This window comes from Micromonospora sp. NPDC023737 (genome assembly GCF_040639715.1).
Taxonomy (GTDB): Bacteria; Actinomycetota; Actinomycetes; order Mycobacteriales; family Micromonosporaceae; genus Micromonospora.
Map to the genome: position 1 here is coordinate 203,085 of NZ_JBFAAL010000001.1, position 18,850 is coordinate 221,934.

An 18,850-nucleotide genomic window follows, 5' to 3' on the forward strand; every position below is an offset into this window, starting at 1 on the left:
GCCGCCCCGCCCAACCGTCACCGCTCCGGGCAGTCCGCCGTTCGTCGGCCGGCCGGCCCCGGGCGCGGCCGTCGTGGCAGCGGATTCCGGACGTGGCCGCGAGTCGGTGGATGGCCGATCCTCGACCTCGGCCGCCGGGCCCGCGAGCCCGGCGCCGGTCCGCCCCGCACGGGTCCCACCACGCCTGCGGGACAATGGCCCCGTGCGGTTCGGCATCCTGGGTGCGACCGAGGTCTACCCGGCCGACGGTCGCCGACTCACCATCGGCGGTGCGCGGCTGCGGGCGCTGCTCGCGCTGCTGCTGCTCGACGCCGGTCGCGTGGTGCCCCGGGAACGCCTGATCGACGGCCTCTACGGCGCCGATCCGCCCGCTCGGGCCGCGAACGCGCTCCAGTCCCAGGTGTCCCGACTGCGTCACCTGCTGTCGGCCGGGCCGGTCGATCCGGTGGAGTTCCACCCGGCCGGCTACCGGCTCGCGGTCGATCCGGACGACGTCGACGCGCACCGGTTCACCCGGCTGGTGGACGTCGGTCGGCTCGCGCTCGCCGCAGGCGACCACGGCCGTGCCGCCGGGGAGCTGCGCGAGGCGCTCGCGCTGTGGCGTGGCGAGCCGCTCGCGGACGTGACCGACGCCCCGTTCGCGTCCGCCCACGCGGCCCGGCTGCGGGAGGGCCGACTGACCGCGACCGAGGACCGCATCGAGGCGGAACTCGCCCTGGCCTGCGCCCCGGAGGCCGTCCGGCCGCTGGTGGCCGAGCTGCGGGAACTGGTCGCCGCCCACCCGCTGCGGGAACGGCTGTACGGCCAGCTGATGCGCGCGCTGCACGCCGACGGCCGCCGGGCCGAAGGGCTCGCCCTCTTCGCCGACCTGCGTCGGCTGCTCGCCGACGAACTGGGCACCGACCCCTCCGCCGACCTGGTGGCCGTGCACACGACCCTGCTGCGCGACCGGGCCGACACCGCGCCGGCGCCGCCGCGGCTACCGCCGCTGCCCGGCCAGCTGACCAGCTTCGTGGGGCGGGAGGAGGAGCTGCGCCGCCTGGCGAAGCTGCTGGCCGAGGCCCGGCTGGTCACGCTGCACGGCCCGGGTGGCGTCGGGAAGACCCGGCTGGCCGTGGAGGCCGCCGGGCGGTACGACGGCGACGTGTGCCTGGTCGAGCTCGCCGCGCTGCCCCCGGGGGCGGAGGTGGCCCCGGCGGTGCTGGCCGCCCTGAACCTGCGCGACACCGCGCTACGCGTACCGGGCGGGCCGCGCGACGCCGCCGACCGGCTCGTCGCGGCGCTCGCCGACCGGCGGTTGCTGCTGCTGCTCGACAACTGCGAGCACGTTGTCGACGACGCCGCCCGATTCACCGCTCGGCTGCTCGGCGCGGCCCCGTCGGTACGGGTGCTGGCCACCAGCCGGGAGCCGCTCGGGCTGACCGGTGAGGCGCTCTGCCCGGTGCTCGGCCTGCCCGTCCCGCCGGACGAGACCGAGCCCGAGCAGGCACACCGGTACGCGGCGGTGCGGCTGTTCGCCGACCGTGCCGCCGACGTGGCACCCGGGTTCAGCGTCGAACCCGGCACCGTGACGGAGGTCCTGCGGATCTGTCGTACCCTCGACGGCCTTCCGCTCGCCATCGAGCTGGCCGCGGCGCGGCTGCGGGCGCTGCCCGTCGCGGAGGTCGCGGCCCGGTTGGACGACCGGTTCCGGCTGTTGAACCGGGGCAGCCGGGCCGCCGCGCCCCGGCACCAGACCCTGCATGCGGTGGTGCGTTGGAGCTGGGACCTGCTGGACAAGCCGGAGCGGCGGCTGGCCCGGCGGCTCAGCGTCCTCGCCGGCGACGCCGACCTGACGGCGGTCGAGCGGATCTGCGCGCCGCTCGGCGCGGAGGCGCTCGACGTGCTGACCGGCCTGGTGGAGAAGTCCCTCGTCGAGGCGGGCGACGGCCGCTTCCGGATGCTGGAGACCGTACGCGCGTTCGCCGCCGAACGGCTGGCCGAGGCGGGCGAGGCGGAGCGGCTGCGCCAGGCGCACGTGGCGTACTTCCTCGACCTTGCCCGGGCCGGTGACGCGGGCCTGCGCGGCCCCGCACAGCTCGACTGGCTGCGCCGGCTGGACGCGAACCGCGACGACCTGCACGCCGCGCTGCGCCGGTCGATCGACGGCAGCGACCTCACGAGCGGGCTGCGGCTGGTCGCCGCGCTGTCGTTCTACTGGTGGCTGCGCGGGCTGCGCGGCGAGGGGGCCGCGCTCGCCGGCCGGCTGGTCGACCGGCTCGACGGCCCACCCGCGGGGCTCGCCGAGGAGTACGCACTATGCCTGCTGGTCGCCGCGCTGGGCGTTTCCGGCGGTGAGAACCGGACGGACGTCGGCACGGCCGGTGACATCCTCTGGAGCCTGGGACGCCCCCCGAAGCACCCGTTCCTGCTCTACCTGTCCGGGATGACGGCCGGTCCCCCGTCGCAGCAACGGATGTCGGTGCTGCTCTCCGCCGAGGAGCGACGCACCATGCTCGGCACCGATGCGTGGAGCGAGGCGCTCGGGTCACTCGGTGTCGCCCTGGTGTGGCTGCTGGACGGCCGGTACGACGAGGCCCGGGCGGAGCTGACGGCCGCGTTCGACGGGTTCCGGGCCATCGGCGAACGGTGGGGCATGATCCTGGCCCTCACCACTCTCGGCGAGGCCGCCTACCGGGCCGGTGACCCGGCGGCGGCCACCGGTCCGATGGCGCAGGCGCTGCGGCTGGCCGACGAACTCGGCTCCACGCTCGACACGGCGGAGCTGCTGCGGACCCGGGCGGACGGGCGGCTCGGGGTCGGCGACCTGGACGGGGCGGAAGCCGACTACCGGCGGGTGGTGGCCATCGCGCAGCCGGCCGGGGCGCCGGAGGTGGTCGCGGCGGCCCACTACGGGCTCGGCGAGACCGCCCGCCGGCGCGGCGCTCTCGACGAGGCCAGGCGCTTCTGTGAGCAGGCGGTGGCGGACTGCCCGACCGGCTGGTTCGGCGCCGAGGTCGTCCGGCTCGCGGCGCTGGTCGCCCTCGGGCAGATCGCGGACGCGGCGGGAGACACGCCGGCGGCGCGCGGCCACTATCGGGAGGTGCTGGGCGCGACCGTGGGCCTGTGGGACGCGCCGACCGTGAGCGCCGCGGTGGACGGCCTGATCGGGCCGGTGCTGCGGCGCGGCGAGCACGAGCGGGCCGCGCTGCTGCTCGGCGCCGTGTCGGCGGTGCTGGCCGGCACGGGCGCCGAGGCCGCGGCACAGGCTGCGGCGGTGACCGGGGCGACCCGCGCCGGGATCGACGCCGACCGGTTCGAACGGGAGTTCACCCGGGGCGCCGCGCTCGGCCGGGAGCGGGCCCTCGCGCTGCTGGACAGCGCCTGACGAGGCACGGCGCCGCCCGTCAGCGCGCGGTGCGCGGCCGGTCAGCGCGTTCGGCGAGGCTGCCGCCATGACTGACGAGACATCGGCCGTCGTGGCCCGGGGCCTGCGCAAGACGTACGGCCGCACGACCGCCCTCGACGGATTCGACCTGACGGTGCCGCGGGGCACGGTCTGCGGACTGCTCGGCCCCAACGGCGCGGGTAAGACCACCGCCCTGCGGGTGCTGGCGACCCTGCTCCGCTTCGACGCCGGTCACGCCCGGGTCGCCGGACACGACGTGACCCGGCACCCCGAGCGGGTGCGCGCGGCGATCGGCCTGACCGGGCAGTACGCGGCGGTCGACGAGACCCTCAGCGGCCGGCAGAACCTGGTGCTGTTCGGCCGGCTCCGGCACCTGCCCGCCCGGATGGTCCGGCAGCGGTCGGACGAGCTGCTCGACCGGTTCGGGCTCACCGACGTGGCGGGACGCTCGGCCGCGACCTACTCCGGCGGCATGCGCCGCCGGCTCGACCTCGCCGCCAGCCTGATCACCACGCCGGAGGTGCTCTTTCTCGACGAGCCGACCACCGGGCTGGATCCGCGCAGCCGCAACGGCCTCTGGGACGCGGTCCGGACGCTGGTCACCGGCGGCACCACGGTGCTGCTGACCACGCAGTACCTGGAGGAGGCGGACCAGCTCGCCGACCGGATCTCGGTGGTGGACGCCGGCCGGGTGGTCGCCGAGGGCACCCCGGCCGAGCTGAAGACCCGCTTCGGCGCGGACCGCATCGAGCTGGTCGTCCGGCACGCCGGGCAGCTGACCGCGGCGGCGGGTCTCGTCGAGCGGATCACCGGCGGGCAGGTCCGCGTCGACCGGGAGATTCGCCGGCTCAGCGCGCCCGTCGCGGATCGGATCACCGCGCTCGCGGACCTGCTGCGCGCGTTGCAGGACGCCTCGATCGCGGTGGAGGACGTCGTCCTGCGCCGGCCGACGCTGGACGAGGCGTTCCTGAACATCACCGGACACGGCGCCTCGGAGCGTACGGAGGTGGCGGCGTGAGCACGACAGTCGAGATGGTTCGGGTCCCGTCGAGCGGCGCCGAGCAGGCCCCTGCCTCGGGCGCGCTCGGCCGGCTGCGCTGGGCGGTGGTCGACGGTTGGGTGATGACCGGCCGGAACATGCGGCACGTGATCCGCTCGCCCGAGGAGATCGTCCTCTACTTCAGTCTGCCGATCATGTTCGTGCTCGTCTTCGGGTACGTCTTCGGCAGCGGCATGGCGGTGCCCGGCGACGGCAGCTATCGGGAGTTCCTGCTGCCCGGGGTGTTCGTGATGACCATGCTGTACGGCCTGGGGGCCACCGCGTCGCAGATCGCCGTGGACGCCGGCCGCGGCGTGGTCGACCGGTTCCGTTCGCTGCCGATGGCCCGGTCGGCGCTGCTGACCGGGCGGGCCGGGGCGGACCTGCTGCGGGCGTTGCTGGAGTTGACCGTCCTGGTGGTGTGCGGGCTGCTCGTCGGCTGGCGGTGGCGCAACGGGATGGGTGACGCGTTGGCCGCCGTGGGTCTGATCCTGCTGCTGCGGCTGGCGTTCACCTGGCTCGGCATCCTGCTGGGCCTGCTCGTGCCGAACCCGGACACGGTGTCGGTGATCGTGTTCCCGTTCGCCTTCCCGCTCACCGCCCTGTCCAACGTGTTCGTGGCCCCGGAGCTGCTGCCGGACTGGTTGGGCGCGATCGCCGCCTGGAACCCGCTGTCGGCCACCGTCGCGGCGGCCCGCGAGCTCTTCGGCAATCCGGGCATCGGTGGGGAGTCCTGGGCCGCACAGCATGCGCTCCTGCTGGCCGTCGGCTGGCCGGTGCTGCTGATCGCGGTGCTCGCGCCGCTCGCCGTCCGGCGCTACCAGCGGTTGAGCCGCTGACCCCTGGGGCCCGACCGGCGGCACCGGCACCGGACTCGGCGGCACACGTCCGTCGCCGGGTCCGGCGCCCGGCCGGACTTCTGAGTCGGCGGGCGCGGCGTCCGCTCCGGGCTTCGGGGCGGACTAGCCGACGCCGGCCGGAAAGACGACGTCGAGTTGCGCGTCCAGCGCGGACAACGCCTGCTCGGCGGTGTAGTGGCCGCCGAGCAGGTAGACGCCGAGGCCCTCCATGAGCGCCAGCAGGCCCGCGGCCCGCTCCTGCTGCCCCGGCCCGGGCAGGAGACCCGCCACGAAGTCCGTCAGTTCCCGGGTGTCCTCGCGCAGGCCGGCGGCGGCCTCGGGCCGTACGGCGGTGTAGGCGAGGAACGCCAACGCGACCCGCCCGTCGGCGCGGGACTCCTCGGTGAGCGGCATGATCGTGATGAACATCGTGCGCAGCAGCAGCCGGGGTGGCGGCTCCTCGCCCAGTCGGACGATCGCCTCGGTGACCCGCGCCTGGTTGCGCTCCCGCACGACGGCCATGGCGAACGCCATCATCTCGTCCTTCGTACGGAAGTAGTGCTGCACCATGCCCGACGAGACGCCCGCCTCGGCCGCCACGTGACGCAGGCTGACGGCTTCCAGCCCGTGCCGGGCGGCCACCCGCATCAGCGCGTCGGCGATGAGCGTGCGCCGCTCCTGGTGGTCGACCTTCTTGGGCATGGGCCTCATGCTGTCACGTCGGGGACGGATCGTTGATCGTCGCCTGTGCCGTGCCACCGGCGGTTCCGGCTCACCGCACGGTCACCGTTCCGGCCGCGGCGTCCACCGTCACGATGTCGCCGGTCCGGATCCGGCGGGTCGCGTCGGGGACACAGATGACGGCGGGGATGCCGTACTCCCGCGCGACCGTGGGGCCGTGCGCCATGACTGCGCCGGTCTCCGTGACCAGCCCGGCGGCGGTGAGGAACAGCGGGGTCCAGCCGGGATCGGTGGTCGGCGCGACCAGGATCTCGCCGGGCTCCAGATGCGCGGTGGCCGGGTCACGCACCACCCGCGCCGGTCCGGTCGCCACCCCGGCCGCCGCGCCGACCCCCCGCAGCGACCCGGCCGTTCCGGTCGGCGCGGGCAGCGCGGCCTCGAGGTCGGTGCCGTCCGAGAGGATGGCCACCGGCACGGTGCGGCGGCGCAGCTCGCGCTCGTGCACCGCTCGGCGGGCGGTGACCGTCGAACGATGATCGGTGCCCTGGTGCACGGCCGCCGCGACCTCGTCCAGGTTCAGGAACATGATGTCGTCGGGCCGCGCCAGCAGGCCGCCGGCCGCCAGTTCGGCGCCGATGAGCAGAAGCTGGCGTCGCATCTCGCGCAGCCGGTACAGGCCGCCGAACTTGCCGGCCTCCCGCAGACCCGCCAGCGACCTGGCCCGGCGCAGCAGGAAACCGGCGAGGCGGCCGCGGACCGGCCGCCTGCGGCGGGCCCGTACGACGAGCCGGTCGAGGGTGGCCTCGGCGGTGGCGGCGGCACGGGCGAAACGGCGGTCGGGCGCCTGCTCGGGGTCGGTGACCCGCAGATAGTTGGCGATCATCGCGAAGACCGGCGTCGGGTCCTCCGCCCACCGGGGGATCCCGAGGTCGACCTCGGCGACGGCACGGTGACCGTACCGGTCCAGGAACGCCGCGAGCCCGATGTCGGGCAGCGCGCCGCGTCGGTACCGGTCGGCCAGCTCGGCGGGCGCGGTGGTGAGCAGCAGGTCGCGGTGGGTCCGGGCCCGTTCGCTGAGCCGCCACAGGGCGAGGTCCATCTCGATGGTGACGTTGTGCGGCATGCCGCCCAGCACACGGTCGATCTCGTCGCGCTCGGCGATGCCCTTCAGGAGGTGGACGGGCAGCGTGGCCGCCAGCATGCCCGCGACGATGGGCCAGACGATGTCGTCCGCGCCCGATGAGGTGTCCTCGTGGTCCCGCACGAACCGGAGCCGGTCGGCGGCGGTCCGCGGCTCGGCCGTGGTGTCCGGGTCGGCCGCGAGCCGCTCGATCTCGCGGAACAACCGGGCTCGGGCGGCCTCGGGCCGGGCCAGTGCCCTGACCACGCCGGTCAGCGCCCGCAGCGCCGTACCGGCGCTCGGCGCGCCGCCGTCGCGCCCGGCCCTGCCGCCGGGTCGAGGTGCGAAGCGAGGGTCGGCGAGCACCCGCTCCATCACCGCCTGGGCCCGCGGGCCGAAATCCACGGCCATGAGCTTGACCAGTCGTTTACGGGCGGACGGGTGCCGGGCCAGGTCGGTCAGGTCGCCGTAGAGCCGCCCGCCGATGTCGGTGACCTCGACCCGCAGCCCGAGGCTGGCGAGCATCGCCACGATCAGCGACTTCAGCGTGGACATGCCCATCGGGGTGACCGGACGCAGCATGCCTTGAACGTGTCCGAACTCCAGGTACACGCGGGGCTCGGGGTCGCCGGTGGGCGGCGGGAGGGGGAAGAGGGTGGTGATCGGCCGCGCCTGGAGCAGCCAGAGCACACCCTGCCGGTCGTACGCCCATTCGATGTCCTGCGGCCCGCCGAGCTGCCGCTGGAGCCGATCGCCCGCGGCGTGCAGTTCGTCGAGCTGGGCGGAGGTCAGCAGGCCCTGGGCGGGCTGAGGTGATCCGTCGAGGACGTACCGGTCGACGTCGCCGGTGCCGTCCACGACGGCGGTGCCGAGACCGGCTGCGGCCTCGACGACCATCTCGGTCCGGCGGCCGGTGACCGGGTTCGCGGTGAAGAGCACTCCGGCGAGCGCCGGCTCGACCATCCGCTGTACGACGACCGCCATCCGCACGGTCGCGTGGTCGATGTCGTGGGCGTCCCGGTAGGCCACGGCGCGGTCGGTGTGCAGCGAGTGCCAGCACTTCTCGATCGCCGACAGCAGGTCGGCGATGCCGGTGACGTTCAGGAACGTGTCCTGGATTCCGGCGAAGCTGGCGTCGGGCAGGTCCTCGGCGGTGGCGCTGGAGCGCACCGCCACCTGACCGCCGCCGAGCTGCCGGTACGCGGCTTCGATCTCGGCCTCCGGAAGCACGCCCGCCTCCTGGGCGGCGGTGGTGACGCAGAAGCCTTCCGGCACCCGTTCGCCGAGCCGGATCAGCTCCCCCAGTCCGGCCGCCTTGCCACCGACCAGCTCGGTCGTCACGCCGGTCAGTTCGGACAACGCGATCACGCGCATCAGGCACCCCTTTTGCAATACGCCTGTATTGCAAAAGAACCTACCTGTTTGGCAATGCACCCGCAATGCCAAGAGGTGTCAGCGGGGGTGGCGCACCCGGGACAGGCAGTACACGTCGCCGGAGTTGACCTCGTGCGGCAGCGAGCGCAGGTAAGCCGCCATCCTCGGCGCGGCCATCCACTGCGGGGAGGCCAGCGCCATGGTGTCGCCGAGCGCGAGGTTGAAGGCCTGGAAACCGAGTGCGGTGAGCCGGCCCAGGCACCGCTGCGCGAGCGCACGCTCGATCGTGGTGAACTCGAACGAGAGCGCGGGCACCGGACGACCGAGCCCGGCGAGCACCTCGTCCTCGTACCCCTCGACGTCGATCTTCACGAAGGCGGGCACCCCGTACTCGGCGATCAGCTCGTCGAGGGTCGTCGACGCGACGTCGATCCGCGCGTCCCACCGCTCCCCCTCCCAGCCGGCCGCGCCGTCGGCGGCCCGGATGAAGTGCGGAGAGGCGGTGGAGATGGTGGGGTTGGCGGAGTTGACGTTGAAGGAGACCCGCCCCGCCTCGGCACCGCAGACGGCCTCGACGACGATCACCTCGGCGTCGCCGGAGTAGATGGCGCGCAGCGCCCGCGTGCAGGGTGGCTGCGGCTCGACGGCGATCACGCGGGCGCCGAGGCGGCGGAAGCTGCCCACCCGGTCACCCACGTGTGCGCCGATGTCGAAGACGAGATCGCCGCGCCGGACGAAACGCGCGTAGAAGGCGTCCATGGCCGCCTCGCGCGCCGGATCGCCGTAGTAGACCTCGAGTGAACGGCGAATCGAGACGGCGTCGGGATCCGTCTTCAGTGCCTCGACAGCGCCGGCTCGGGCGTCCACCTCCAGAATCTAGCCCGGCTGACATGAGGATTTGTCGTCTTTCCGAGGCGCCGGCCAAGCGCGCGCTCCCCGGAGAACTCCGGCTTTCCGCGCAATCGGGGCGTCCGAAGCGCGTGGACGCCCGGCTTAAGGAACCCGAGTTGATCGTGCCTTGCCCCGCCGAACGCGCGAGACATAGGCTCCGGCCAATGTGACCCACCCGAGAGGGGAACTGCATGGCCCGGTCCAGGCGTCCATTCCGGATCGTCCCCGCACGACGGCTGGCGAGCGCCGCCACGATCGCTCTCCTGGTCGGCACGGTGCCGCTGCTCGGCGGCACCTCGGCCGGAGCCCGCCCGCCCTCACCCACCCACTGCCGCGCCGACCCGACCGCCCACCTGACCGGCGTGCCCAGCCCCGAGCAGGCGCTCGGCTTCCCACTCGGCCTCGGCCAGGAACGGCCCGTCACCACCGACGAGATCCGCAGCTACCTGCACACCGTGGACGCCGCCTCCGACCGGGTCGTCACCGGCGTACTCGGTACCAGCGGGCTCGGTCATCCGCTGCCGTACGCCGTGGTGTCGAACGAGCGCAACGTCCGGCCGGCCGCCCTGCGCAAGATCGCGGATGACATCCGGGACCTGCGGGATCCGCGCCGGACCACGCGGAGGCAGGCCGACAGGACAGCCGCCGACTCCCCGGCCATCGTCTGGGTGACCGGCAACGTGCACGGCGGTGAGAAGAGCGGCGCCGACGCGGCGCTCAAGACGCTGTACGAACTGGCCGCCGGTCTGTCCTGCGACGTCGCCGAGCGCAACGACAACCTCGTCACGATCATCGTGCCCACGCAGAACCCGGACGGCCGGGACGCGAGCCGGCGGCAGAACGAGTTCGGCTTCGACCTGAACCGGGACTGGTTCGCGCGTTCCCAGCAGGAGACCGACGGCAAGCTGGAGCTGATGCGCCGCTACCCGCCGCAGGTCTTCGTCGATGCCCACGAGATGGGTGGTTCGCAGTACTTCTTCCCACCCAACGCCGATCCGATCCACCACGAGATCTCCAGCGAGGCCGTCGACTGGATCAACCGGATCGGCGAGGCCAACAAGGCGGGCTTCGGCTACAACGGCGCCTGCACCGAGACCGTCACCACCGAGTGCTACTTCAACTACGCCCGCTACGACCTCTTCTTCATGGGCTACGGCGACACCGTGCCGTCGACCGGCTTCGGAGCCGCCGGCATGACGTTCGAGAAGGGCAGCGCCTCGGCGGTCGCCGACCGGGTCCAGCAGCAGTTCCACACCCAGTGGTCGACCCTGGGCTGGGCCGCCGCGAACAAGCGCGAGGTGCTGACCGGCTACTTCCGGATCTGGACGGACGCGCTCGCCCAGGGCCGGGCGGGCACGCTGGAACCGAACGAGGTGGTCCAGCCGACCAACGAGGTCCAGTTCCCGGTCCCGGACCAGCGGATCCGGTCCTACTTCCTGCTGCCCGATCGGCAGCTCGCCGACGTACGGCAGCTGGTCGAGCGGCTGCGCCGCATGGACGTCGAGGTGTACGAGGTGCAGCAGGCGACCCGGGTGCCCGACGCGCGGATCTTCGGCGGCCGCAGCGCCCGGAACGTGACAGTGCCGAAGGGCGCGTACTGGATCCCGATGGACCAGCCGCAGAAGCACTGGATCCAGGCGATCATGGGCGAGGACCCGTACACGCCGTTCCCCTACTTCTACGACGTCTCGTCCTGGAGCAACCCGCTGCTGATGGGCGTGTCGACCCTCTACACCGGCGACGACGTCCGGCCCAGGGCCAAGCTGGTCCGGCAGATCTCGGGCGGAAAGACCGGCCACCCCTCGCCCCGGGGCTCGTACGGCTACCGCCTCGACTCGGCCGCCGCCGCGGAGTTCACGTTCCGCCTGCTCGATCGCGGGGTACCGCTGGTGCGCGACGGGGCGAGCAGTGTCGTCCAGGTGGCGGCCAACCGGCTGACCCGGGAGATCGACGATCTGGCCAAGTCGCTCGGAGTGACCCTCACCCCGGGCGGGCCGGCCACCGGCGCCCGGGTCGAACTGCCCGACGTCGGTCTCTTCGCCGGCACCGGCATCTCCACCACCTCCGGGTCGCACGGTGAGGCCCGGTACGTGCTCGGCGAGCGGTGGGGGCTGGACCTGAAGCCGGTGACCACCGCCGACATCAACGACAACACCGAGGCGTTCACCGGCCGTACGGTGCTGCTCGTTCCGGACGGCAGCAGCTCGACCGGTGGCCTCACCGCCGCCGGTCAGGCCAACCTGCGCAACTGGATCGCGCAGGGGCACACGTACGTCGGGCTGCGCAACGAGGGCACCCGGATGGCCCGGGCCGCCGGGCTCACCTCCACGACGGAGAAGGCGAAGCCGGCCGGCTACCAGGTGATCGGCTCGCACCTGCGGGTCGACGTCGACTCCGACAGCCCGGTCGCCGCCGGGCGACCCGCCGAGGACTTCGAGTTCAACAACGGCGACCCCATCCTCAACGCCAGCACCACCGGCACCAACGTGCTGCGCTACCCGACTGGGGACACGTTCTGGGCGAACGGCTACACGGTGGGTGTCGACGCGCTGCGCGGCACGGCGGCTCTGGTCGACGAGCCGACCGGGGCCGGCCGTTCGGTGCTCTTCGCGTTCAACCCGCTGTTCCGGGCGTACAACGAGAGCGGGCTGCACCTGGTGGCCAACGCGCTGCTCTACCCCACGGCCGGCGGAGCGCCCACCGCGCAGCGGGCGGCGGCGGTCGATCCGGCCCGGGTCGCCGCGGCCCGGGCACCCGTGACGGAGGACCTGGGTGGCGGCTGGCGACCGGTCAGCATCGAGGTGGCGGACACGGACCTCGCCCGGACCCGGTCGATCGTCGAGCGGTTCACCGCGGACGTCCGGATCTCCGTGTCGGGCGGCTCGGCGTACCTGGTGATCCCGAACCCGCAAGGGTGGCAGGCCGACGAGCACCCGTTCCTGGGTGACCTGACCCGCGCTCTGCACACGGCCGGGGTGCCGCTGCGGTCGTTGGTCGCCTGACGGCGGCAGGTGGTCCGGACGGGCGCGACCGTCCGGACCACCTGCGCCGGCGGCGCCCGACGCCCGCTCGGGCGCTGCCGGCCTTCTCACCTGCCAGGCAGCTGTCCCGGTTTGTCGCGCAGGTCACGTGCCCGGACGTGGACGCCGGACCGGGCGCGCGAGAGTCTTGGAAAGCTGATTCCAAGACGAGGTGAAAGTTGCCATGGACCTGCGCTCAGACGCTGTCGTGCTCTTCGGTGTGACCGGAGACCTGGTCGCCAAGAAGCTCTTTCCGGCGCTGTACGAGCTGACCCGTCGCGGTCGGCTGGACATGCCGGTCATCGGCGTCGCCCGCTCCCGCTGGGACCACCAGCAGCTGCTGACGGCGGCCCGCAAGTCGGTGCTGGAGGCGCAGGGCCGAGTGGACGACGAGGTCTTCGACGCCCTCGCCCGGAACCTCACGATGCTCTCCGGCGACTACGCCGACCCCGACACCTATCAGCGGCTCGCCGAGGCGCTCTCGGCGGCCCAGCGCCCGCTGTTCTACCTGGCCATCCCGCCGGCGGTCTTCACGCCGGTGGTTGACGGTCTGGCCGGCGCCGGCCTGGCCGCTCGGGGCCGCGTGGTCGTCGAGAAGCCTTTCGGCCGCGACCTGGCCACCTCGCACGAGCTCAACAAGGCGCTGCGGGCGGCCTTCGACCCGGAGCGGATCTTCCGGATCGACCACTACCTCGGCAAGGAGGCCGTCGAAGGGCTGCGGGTCTTCCGCTTCGCCAACCGGCTCTTCGAGCCGCTCTGGAACGCCGAGCACATCGCCAACATCCAGGTGACGCTCGCCGAGGGCTTCGGCACCGAGGGGCGCGCCGGCTTCTACGACCGGGTCGGCGCCACCCGCGACGTGCTGCAGAACCACATGCTCCAGGTCGTGGCCCTGCTCGCCATGGAGTCCCCGGCCGACGCCGGCGACGAGGCGTACCGCGCCGAGGAGATCCGCGCCCTGGGCCAGGTGGAGCCGCTCTCGCCGGCGACCACGGTCCGCGGTCAGTACGCGGGCTACCGCGACGAGCCGGGCGTCGCCGCCGACTCCAACACCGAGACCTTCATCGCCACCGAGCTGCGGATCAATTCGCCCCGCTGGGCCGGAGTGCCGTTCTACCTGCGTACCGGCAAGCTGATGCCGAGCACCGCCACCGAGGTCGTGGTGGAGTTCAAGACGCCGGAGCGCAATCTCGTGCCGGGCGTCGACGCAGCCGTCCCGGAGCCGAACCTGCTCCGCTTCCGGCTGGGCCGCAACGACGGCATCAGCCTCTCGGTCCAGGTCAAGCAGCCCGGCGCGGAGGTCACCGGCGTTCCGGTCGAGCTTCCGGTCGATTTCGACGCCACGCTCGGACACCGGCGGGAGGCGTACGAGCGGCTGCTCGACGACGCTCTGGACGGCCGGCACCTGCGGTTCGCGCGTGAGGAGACGATCGAGCAGGAGTGGCGGATCGTCGAGCCGGTCCTGGACCTGACGGAGCCGGTGCTGTCGTACCCGCGGGGCAGCTGGGGCCCGGCCGAGGCGCAGAAGCTGACCTCTCGCTGGCACGCCCCGACCACCCGCTGACCACCGAAGTGGACCGGCGGACGGTGGGCACGTCCCGCCGCCCGCCGGTCGTACCGGACCGATGGTGCCCGGTCGGTCGTCCGGGACCATCCACCGATTGCCCACACCTCCGGGCGACGCAACTTAACCAACGTTAAGCTGGGGCGATGACACCAACCGATACCGCCTCCACCCCAGGCGCGGTGCCGGCCAGGCCGCGGCACACCGCCGCGGGTCGCCGCACCCGGGAGCGGATCGTGCAGACGGCGGCGGAGCTGATGTACCGCAAGGGCGTCGCCGGCACCAGCATCCCGGACGTGCAGCAGGCGGCCCGGGTCAGCGCCTCGCAGATCTACCACTACTTCAGCGACAAGACCGAGTTGGTGCGCGCCGTCATCGCACACCAGGTCGAGCGGACCATCGAGGGCCAGCAACCGCTGCTCGACCAGCTGGACAGCCTCCAGGCGCTCCGCGCGTGGCGCGACGCGGTGATCTCGGCGCAGGAGCGGCAGAACTGCGCGGGCGGCTGCGCGATCGGCTCGCTGGCGAGCGAGCTGGTCGAAACCTACGAACCCCTGCGAGGCGACCTGGCGGAGGCCTTCGACCGCTGGGAGTCGCCGATCCGGTCCGGGCTGCGCCGCATGCGGCAGGACGGGGTACTCGTCGCGACGGCCGACGTCGACCAACTGGCCAGCGCCTTGCTGGCGGCGGTCCAGGGCGGCCTGCTGCTCAGCCAGGTCCGCCGCTCGTCCCAGCCGCTACGGGCCGCCACCGAGGCGGCGATCGGCTACGTGGAGAGCTTCGCGGCATAGCTCCGACCGACCGCCGCGCAGCGATACGCCGGTCGACGTCAATCCACCTGCCGCCGGCGTGCCCGGTGGGCGCGCAGATTGGCCGGGCGGCCACAGACGCGTACGGAATGCCAGACCCCGCTGTTGTTGCGTGAGCGGTCGTAGAAGGCCACCTGGCAGCGCGGGTTGCGGCAGGTCTTGATCCGCCGCCGCTCATCGGTGAGTTGCGCCGCGAACAGTGCCGCGAGGACGAGCGCGATCAGCGCCTGGGCCCCGGCCCCGGTCGGTTCGAGGTGGACCGCTCCGTTCTCGTCGAGCCCGAGCGTGGCTCCCGCGGCGCGGGGCCAGCTCGAAGCGGGGTCGAGGCCCCCGGGGGCGGGTTGGCCGGAATCCGTCGCGCCCCGGCCGCCCACCCCCGAGGGCTATCCCGCGAGCCGCCGGCCGGGTACGGTCCGGAAGATCACGATCGATGGCGGGCGTACGCCCCCGGCCGCGCGTCCGCCGGCCGCGAGGGCCGTCCACCGATGGACGGAGGGGGCAGAGGTGAGGATCAGAGCGGGGCTGTGCGTGGCGGCGCTGGTCGCGGCCGGGCTGGTGGGGGTGGGAGCGGCGCCGGCCACGGCCGCGGACGTGGGCAGCGCCACGGTGGTGCCCGTCCAGGTGACCGGGGATCCGGCGGAGCGCTTCAACCTGGTGATGCTCGGTGACGGTTACACCGAGGCGGACCTGCCCACCTTCCGCTCGCACGTCGACAAGCACCTGAACACGCTGTGGACGATCGAACCGTTCAAGTCCTATCGCAGCTACTTCAACGTCTACGCGATCGAGATCGTCTCCGCCGAGTCGGGCGTGGACTGTGACCCTGGGCTGGGCGACCCCCAGCGGGACACCGCGCTCGGGATGGGTTTCTGGGGCGGCTGCAACCCCCACAGCGTGCAGCGCCTGCTCGGCGTCAACGGAGCAGCGGCGAACGCGTACGCCGACCTCGCGATCGGCACCAACCGCGGAAACCGGCAGCTCATCGCCCTGGCCAACAGCAACACGTACGGGGGCGCGGGTGGCGCCAACGCCACCGCGTCCGGCGGCAACGCGCTCTCCGCGCTGATCGGCCCGCACGAGATCGGGCACTCCCTGGGCGGCCTGCAGGACGAGTACGACTACTACGCCCGCGGCGTGGCCGGTGACACGTACGAGGGACCGGAACCCTCGTCGGCGCATCACACCCTGCTCACCGAGCAGCAGATGCGCGACACCCAGGCCAAGTGGTGGCGCTGGCTGGGCGAGCCGAGCGAGTCCGGTGGCACGATCGGCCGCTACGAGGGTGGGCTCTACCTGCAGAAGGGCGTGTGGCGCCCGAGCCAGCACTCGATGATGAAGTCGCTGGGCTTCTACTTCGACCAGGTCGCCCGCGAGCAGATGACCGAGCGGATCGCGAGCCGGGTCGACATCCTCGCCGGCGGCACGGAGACGGATCAGCCCATCGGCGCGGACCGGGTCGTCCGGGTCGAGACCCTGCACCCGGTGAGCCACGAGCTGACGGTCAGCTGGACCGTCGACGGCACGGCCGTTCCCGGCACCGGCAACGCCCGTGACCTCGATCTGCGGACGCTGCGGCTGACGCCCGGCACGCACACCGTCACCGCCACGGTCACCGACCCGACGCCGTTCGTACGCGACCCGGCGCTGCGGGACTCGCCGGCCCTGACCCAGCGCCGTACCTGGACCGTCGACACCCGCGTGGTCACCCCCGCCACGAACGAGCCACTCGCCATCACCGCGTCGACCGCGACCGACCGGCCGGTCGGCGCGCAGGATGTCGTGTACGTGGAGACCACCCACACCACCGACCGGATCCCGGCGGTGAGCTGGGCCCTCGACGGTCGCCCGGTGCCCAACCCCGGCCACGACGGTGACCTGGAACTCGCCCCGCTCAACCTGGCTCGGGGCGCCCATCAGCTGACCGCGACGGTCACCGACCCGGAGACGGGCGACGCGGTGACCCGCTCCTGGACGGTCGACGCCAACCGGCCCGACGTCGACTACGACCTCTCGGAGCCGTTGCTCACCACCGCGAAGTCCGGCAAGCCCACCGAGTACGTGTACAACGGCCCGTTCACCATGGGCCTGACCGGCACGGACGACAGCCCGGGACAGGTCACCGCGGAGTTCCGGCTCGACGGCGACGGCTGGCACAACTACTACGGCTCGCCGGCTGACGCGAAGGCGCCGTTCCAGTTCAGCGCGACCGGCACCGTCGTGGACGACCTCGTCTACGGCAATCTCGGCTCGGGTGGCCTGTCGATGTCGTCGTTCGCGCAGCGCTCCCCCGGCTACGGCCGCCACACGGTGGAGTACCGGGGCATCGACGCGGTGGGCAACATCGGCTCGGCCGGGAAGTTCGTGGCGACGCTGATCCCGTCGCCGCCGACCTGCACGGACGTCATCTCCGGCCGGCGCACCGGCGCGCTGGTGGTCACCTCCGGGGTCACCTGCCTGCGCGCGGCGACTCTCACCGGCAGCGTGACCGTCCGGCCCGGGGCCGCCCTCGTCGTCGAGCGGTCCTCGATCACCGGTGCGGTCTCGGCGACCGGCGCGACGGCCGTGGAGCTGTTGAACAGCAGCGTGCGGGGCGCGGTCACGGTGACCGGCACCACCGACCACGTCACGGCGGTGGGCACCCGCGTGGACGGCGCGCTACTGCTCACCGGAAACGCCACCGGCACGACGGCGGCCATCCTCGCCGGCAACGACGTGACCTCGCTGCACTGCTCGGGCAACAGCCCGGCCCCGGTCGACCTCGGCGCACCGAACACGGTGCGCGGCGGCACGTCGGGACAGTGCCCCGGCCGGTAGCGCACATCGGGTCCGGGGTGGTTGTCGTCGTCCGTGACGGCAGCCACCCCGGCGCCGGGCCACCGGCTACAACGTCGGATTGCCCTCCGGGACCGATCGTCGGTGCAGCTCGTCGAAGAGAGCGACGCCCACCAGGACCACCGCCACGGCGACGGCGGCGGCCACCGGCGCGAACAGCAACGTGATCGGCGCGACCGCGCCCAGGGCCAACAGACCGACGTAGAGCGCGCCGCTGCGCCGGACCGGACGGACCCCCTTCTCAAGGAACGCCCGGCCGATCAGGAACAGCGCCGGGCCACCGAAGATGACGACCACCAGCGCCCAGTCGATGGGATAGCTCGGTTCGCGGACGACCTGGCCGAAGCCGACCGCGCTGCAGATCACCCCGCCGACGATCAGCAGCAGGCTGAAGTTCGACCGGTCGGTGAGGCGCAGGACGGGGCCGGAGTCGCCCGGATGCTCCGATCGGCCCATCGACCGGTGGTAGAAGTAGATCCGCCAGTAGGCGACGACGGTCAGGAAGGCGGCCACGAGCACCGTCGTCCGGCCGACGGAGAGCCCGGGAAAACTGACGGCGGCGCCCGTCTCGAGCACCACCTCGGCGAGGGCGATCATGAAGAACTGGTTGTACCGCTCGGCGAGATGGCCGAAGACCAGCGAGTTGTAACTCCCCCGGTTCGAGCCGAGCCGGGGAACGACCCAGGCCGTGGCCATGCCGAGCACCTCGATGCCGACGGCGATGGTCCACAGGATGCCGCGACCGACATCCTCCCCGGCCGCGCCGGTGAGCCAGAAGACGGCAGAGGTCGTGTGCCAGCAGAGCACCCGCGCCGGAGACTTCCACTCCGGACCGCCGCGGAGCGCCAGGGCCAGGTGGAGCGGACGCACGACCTGGATGAGGACGTACGTGACGGCGAAGATCACGCCGCGCTCCCCGAACGCCTGCGGCAACGAGACGGCCAGCACCAACGTGCCGAACATCGTGGCCGTCAGCCCGATCTGGATGGTGGGGGAACGGGGGTCGTAGATGCTCGTGGTCACCGCGTTGATCGACCAGATCACCCACATGGCGACGAAGAACAGTAAGGTCTGGCCCGCCTCGGAGAGCAGCGTGTGCCGGACGATGGTCAGGTCGTCGGCGATCCGTCCGGCGAGACGGGCGAGCGCGAACACGTAGACGACATCGAAGAGCAGCTCCAGCACGGTCGCGCTGCGCGGGACCCCACCGCGGACCGGGCGGGCCGGAATACGGATCACCATGCCCGACTTACGTGGATTCGCACCTTCATCGCGGTCAGTTCTACCATGACC

The 18,850-nt window shown here is 73.0% G+C and carries 12 protein-coding genes; 7 read left to right on the top strand and 5 right to left on the bottom strand.

Annotated elements, in window-relative coordinates:
- Positions 1-202 precede the first annotated feature (202 nt).
- The 3 genes from AB0F98_RS00915 (at position 203) to AB0F98_RS00925 (ending at position 5,266) form a co-directional block, all read left to right on the top strand.
- Positions 203-3,367, top strand: coding sequence for a BTAD domain-containing putative transcriptional regulator (locus tag AB0F98_RS00915; protein WP_357726618.1), 3,165 nt, complete (start codon positions 203-205; stop codon positions 3,365-3,367).
- A gap of 67 nt (positions 3,368-3,434) precedes the next feature.
- Positions 3,435-4,406, top strand: coding sequence for an ATP-binding cassette domain-containing protein (locus tag AB0F98_RS00920; RefSeq protein WP_357726621.1), 972 nt, complete (start codon positions 3,435-3,437; stop codon positions 4,404-4,406).
- Positions 4,403-5,266 carry an ABC transporter permease gene (locus AB0F98_RS00925; RefSeq protein ID WP_357726624.1) on the top strand — a complete coding sequence of 288 codons (864 nt, stop codon included), beginning with the start codon at positions 4,403-4,405 and terminating at the stop codon, positions 5,264-5,266. Before AB0F98_RS00920 ends, AB0F98_RS00925 begins: the two co-directional genes overlap by 4 nt.
- A 123-nt stretch (positions 5,267-5,389) precedes the next feature.
- Here the strand turns inward: AB0F98_RS00925 and AB0F98_RS00930 are convergent, their stop codons facing one another.
- The 3 genes from AB0F98_RS00930 to AB0F98_RS00940 all read right to left on the bottom strand — a co-directional run bounded on the left by AB0F98_RS00930 (position 5,390) and on the right by AB0F98_RS00940 (position 9,308).
- Positions 5,390-5,968: a TetR/AcrR family transcriptional regulator gene (locus AB0F98_RS00930; RefSeq protein ID WP_357726627.1), complete on the bottom strand. Its 579-nt coding sequence runs from the start codon at positions 5,966-5,968 to the stop codon at positions 5,390-5,392.
- Between the two features lie 70 nt (positions 5,969-6,038).
- On the bottom strand, positions 6,039-8,441 hold the full coding sequence (locus AB0F98_RS00935) for a PEP/pyruvate-binding domain-containing protein (RefSeq protein ID WP_357726630.1): 2,403 nt from the start codon (positions 8,439-8,441) through the stop codon (positions 6,039-6,041).
- A gap of 78 nt (positions 8,442-8,519) precedes the next feature.
- A complete protein-coding gene (locus tag AB0F98_RS00940) occupies positions 8,520-9,308 on the bottom strand; it encodes an FkbM family methyltransferase (RefSeq protein WP_357726633.1) in 789 nt (262 codons plus the stop codon).
- Between the two features lie 215 nt (positions 9,309-9,523).
- Here AB0F98_RS00940 and AB0F98_RS00945 point away from each other — a divergent pair, with 215 nt between their 5' ends.
- The 3 genes from AB0F98_RS00945 to AB0F98_RS00955 all read left to right on the top strand — a co-directional run bounded on the left by AB0F98_RS00945 (position 9,524) and on the right by AB0F98_RS00955 (position 14,707).
- The gene (locus AB0F98_RS00945; RefSeq protein ID WP_357726636.1) at positions 9,524-12,334 is read left to right on the top strand and encodes a M14 family zinc carboxypeptidase; all 2,811 of its coding nucleotides are present in this window, start codon (positions 9,524-9,526) and stop codon (positions 12,332-12,334) included.
- A 202-nt stretch (positions 12,335-12,536) separates the two neighbouring features.
- Complete coding sequence (zwf, locus tag AB0F98_RS00950) at positions 12,537-13,916, top strand: glucose-6-phosphate dehydrogenase (protein WP_357726639.1); 1,380 nt, start codon at positions 12,537-12,539, stop codon at positions 13,914-13,916.
- A 146-nt stretch (positions 13,917-14,062) separates the two neighbouring features.
- Positions 14,063-14,707: a TetR family transcriptional regulator C-terminal domain-containing protein gene (locus AB0F98_RS00955; RefSeq protein ID WP_357726643.1), complete on the top strand. Its 645-nt coding sequence runs from the start codon at positions 14,063-14,065 to the stop codon at positions 14,705-14,707.
- Between the two features lie 38 nt (positions 14,708-14,745).
- On the opposite strand, the gene AB0F98_RS00960 is transcribed toward AB0F98_RS00955, so the two are convergent.
- Entirely contained in the window at positions 14,746-15,099 is a 354-nt protein-coding gene (locus AB0F98_RS00960) for a CGNR zinc finger domain-containing protein (RefSeq protein ID WP_357726646.1), read from the bottom strand.
- Positions 15,100-15,229: 130 nt separating this feature from the next.
- Here AB0F98_RS00960 and AB0F98_RS00965 point away from each other — a divergent pair, with 130 nt between their 5' ends.
- Positions 15,230-17,539 carry a M64 family metallopeptidase gene (locus tag AB0F98_RS00965; RefSeq protein WP_357726649.1) on the top strand — a complete coding sequence of 770 codons (2,310 nt, stop codon included), beginning with the start codon at positions 15,230-15,232 and terminating at the stop codon, positions 17,537-17,539.
- 66 nt (positions 17,540-17,605) lie between these two features.
- Here the strand turns inward: AB0F98_RS00965 and AB0F98_RS00970 are convergent, their stop codons facing one another.
- The gene (locus tag AB0F98_RS00970; protein WP_357726652.1) at positions 17,606-18,799 is read right to left on the bottom strand and encodes a low temperature requirement protein A; all 1,194 of its coding nucleotides are present in this window, start codon (positions 18,797-18,799) and stop codon (positions 17,606-17,608) included.
- Positions 18,800-18,850: the final 51 nt, after the last annotated feature.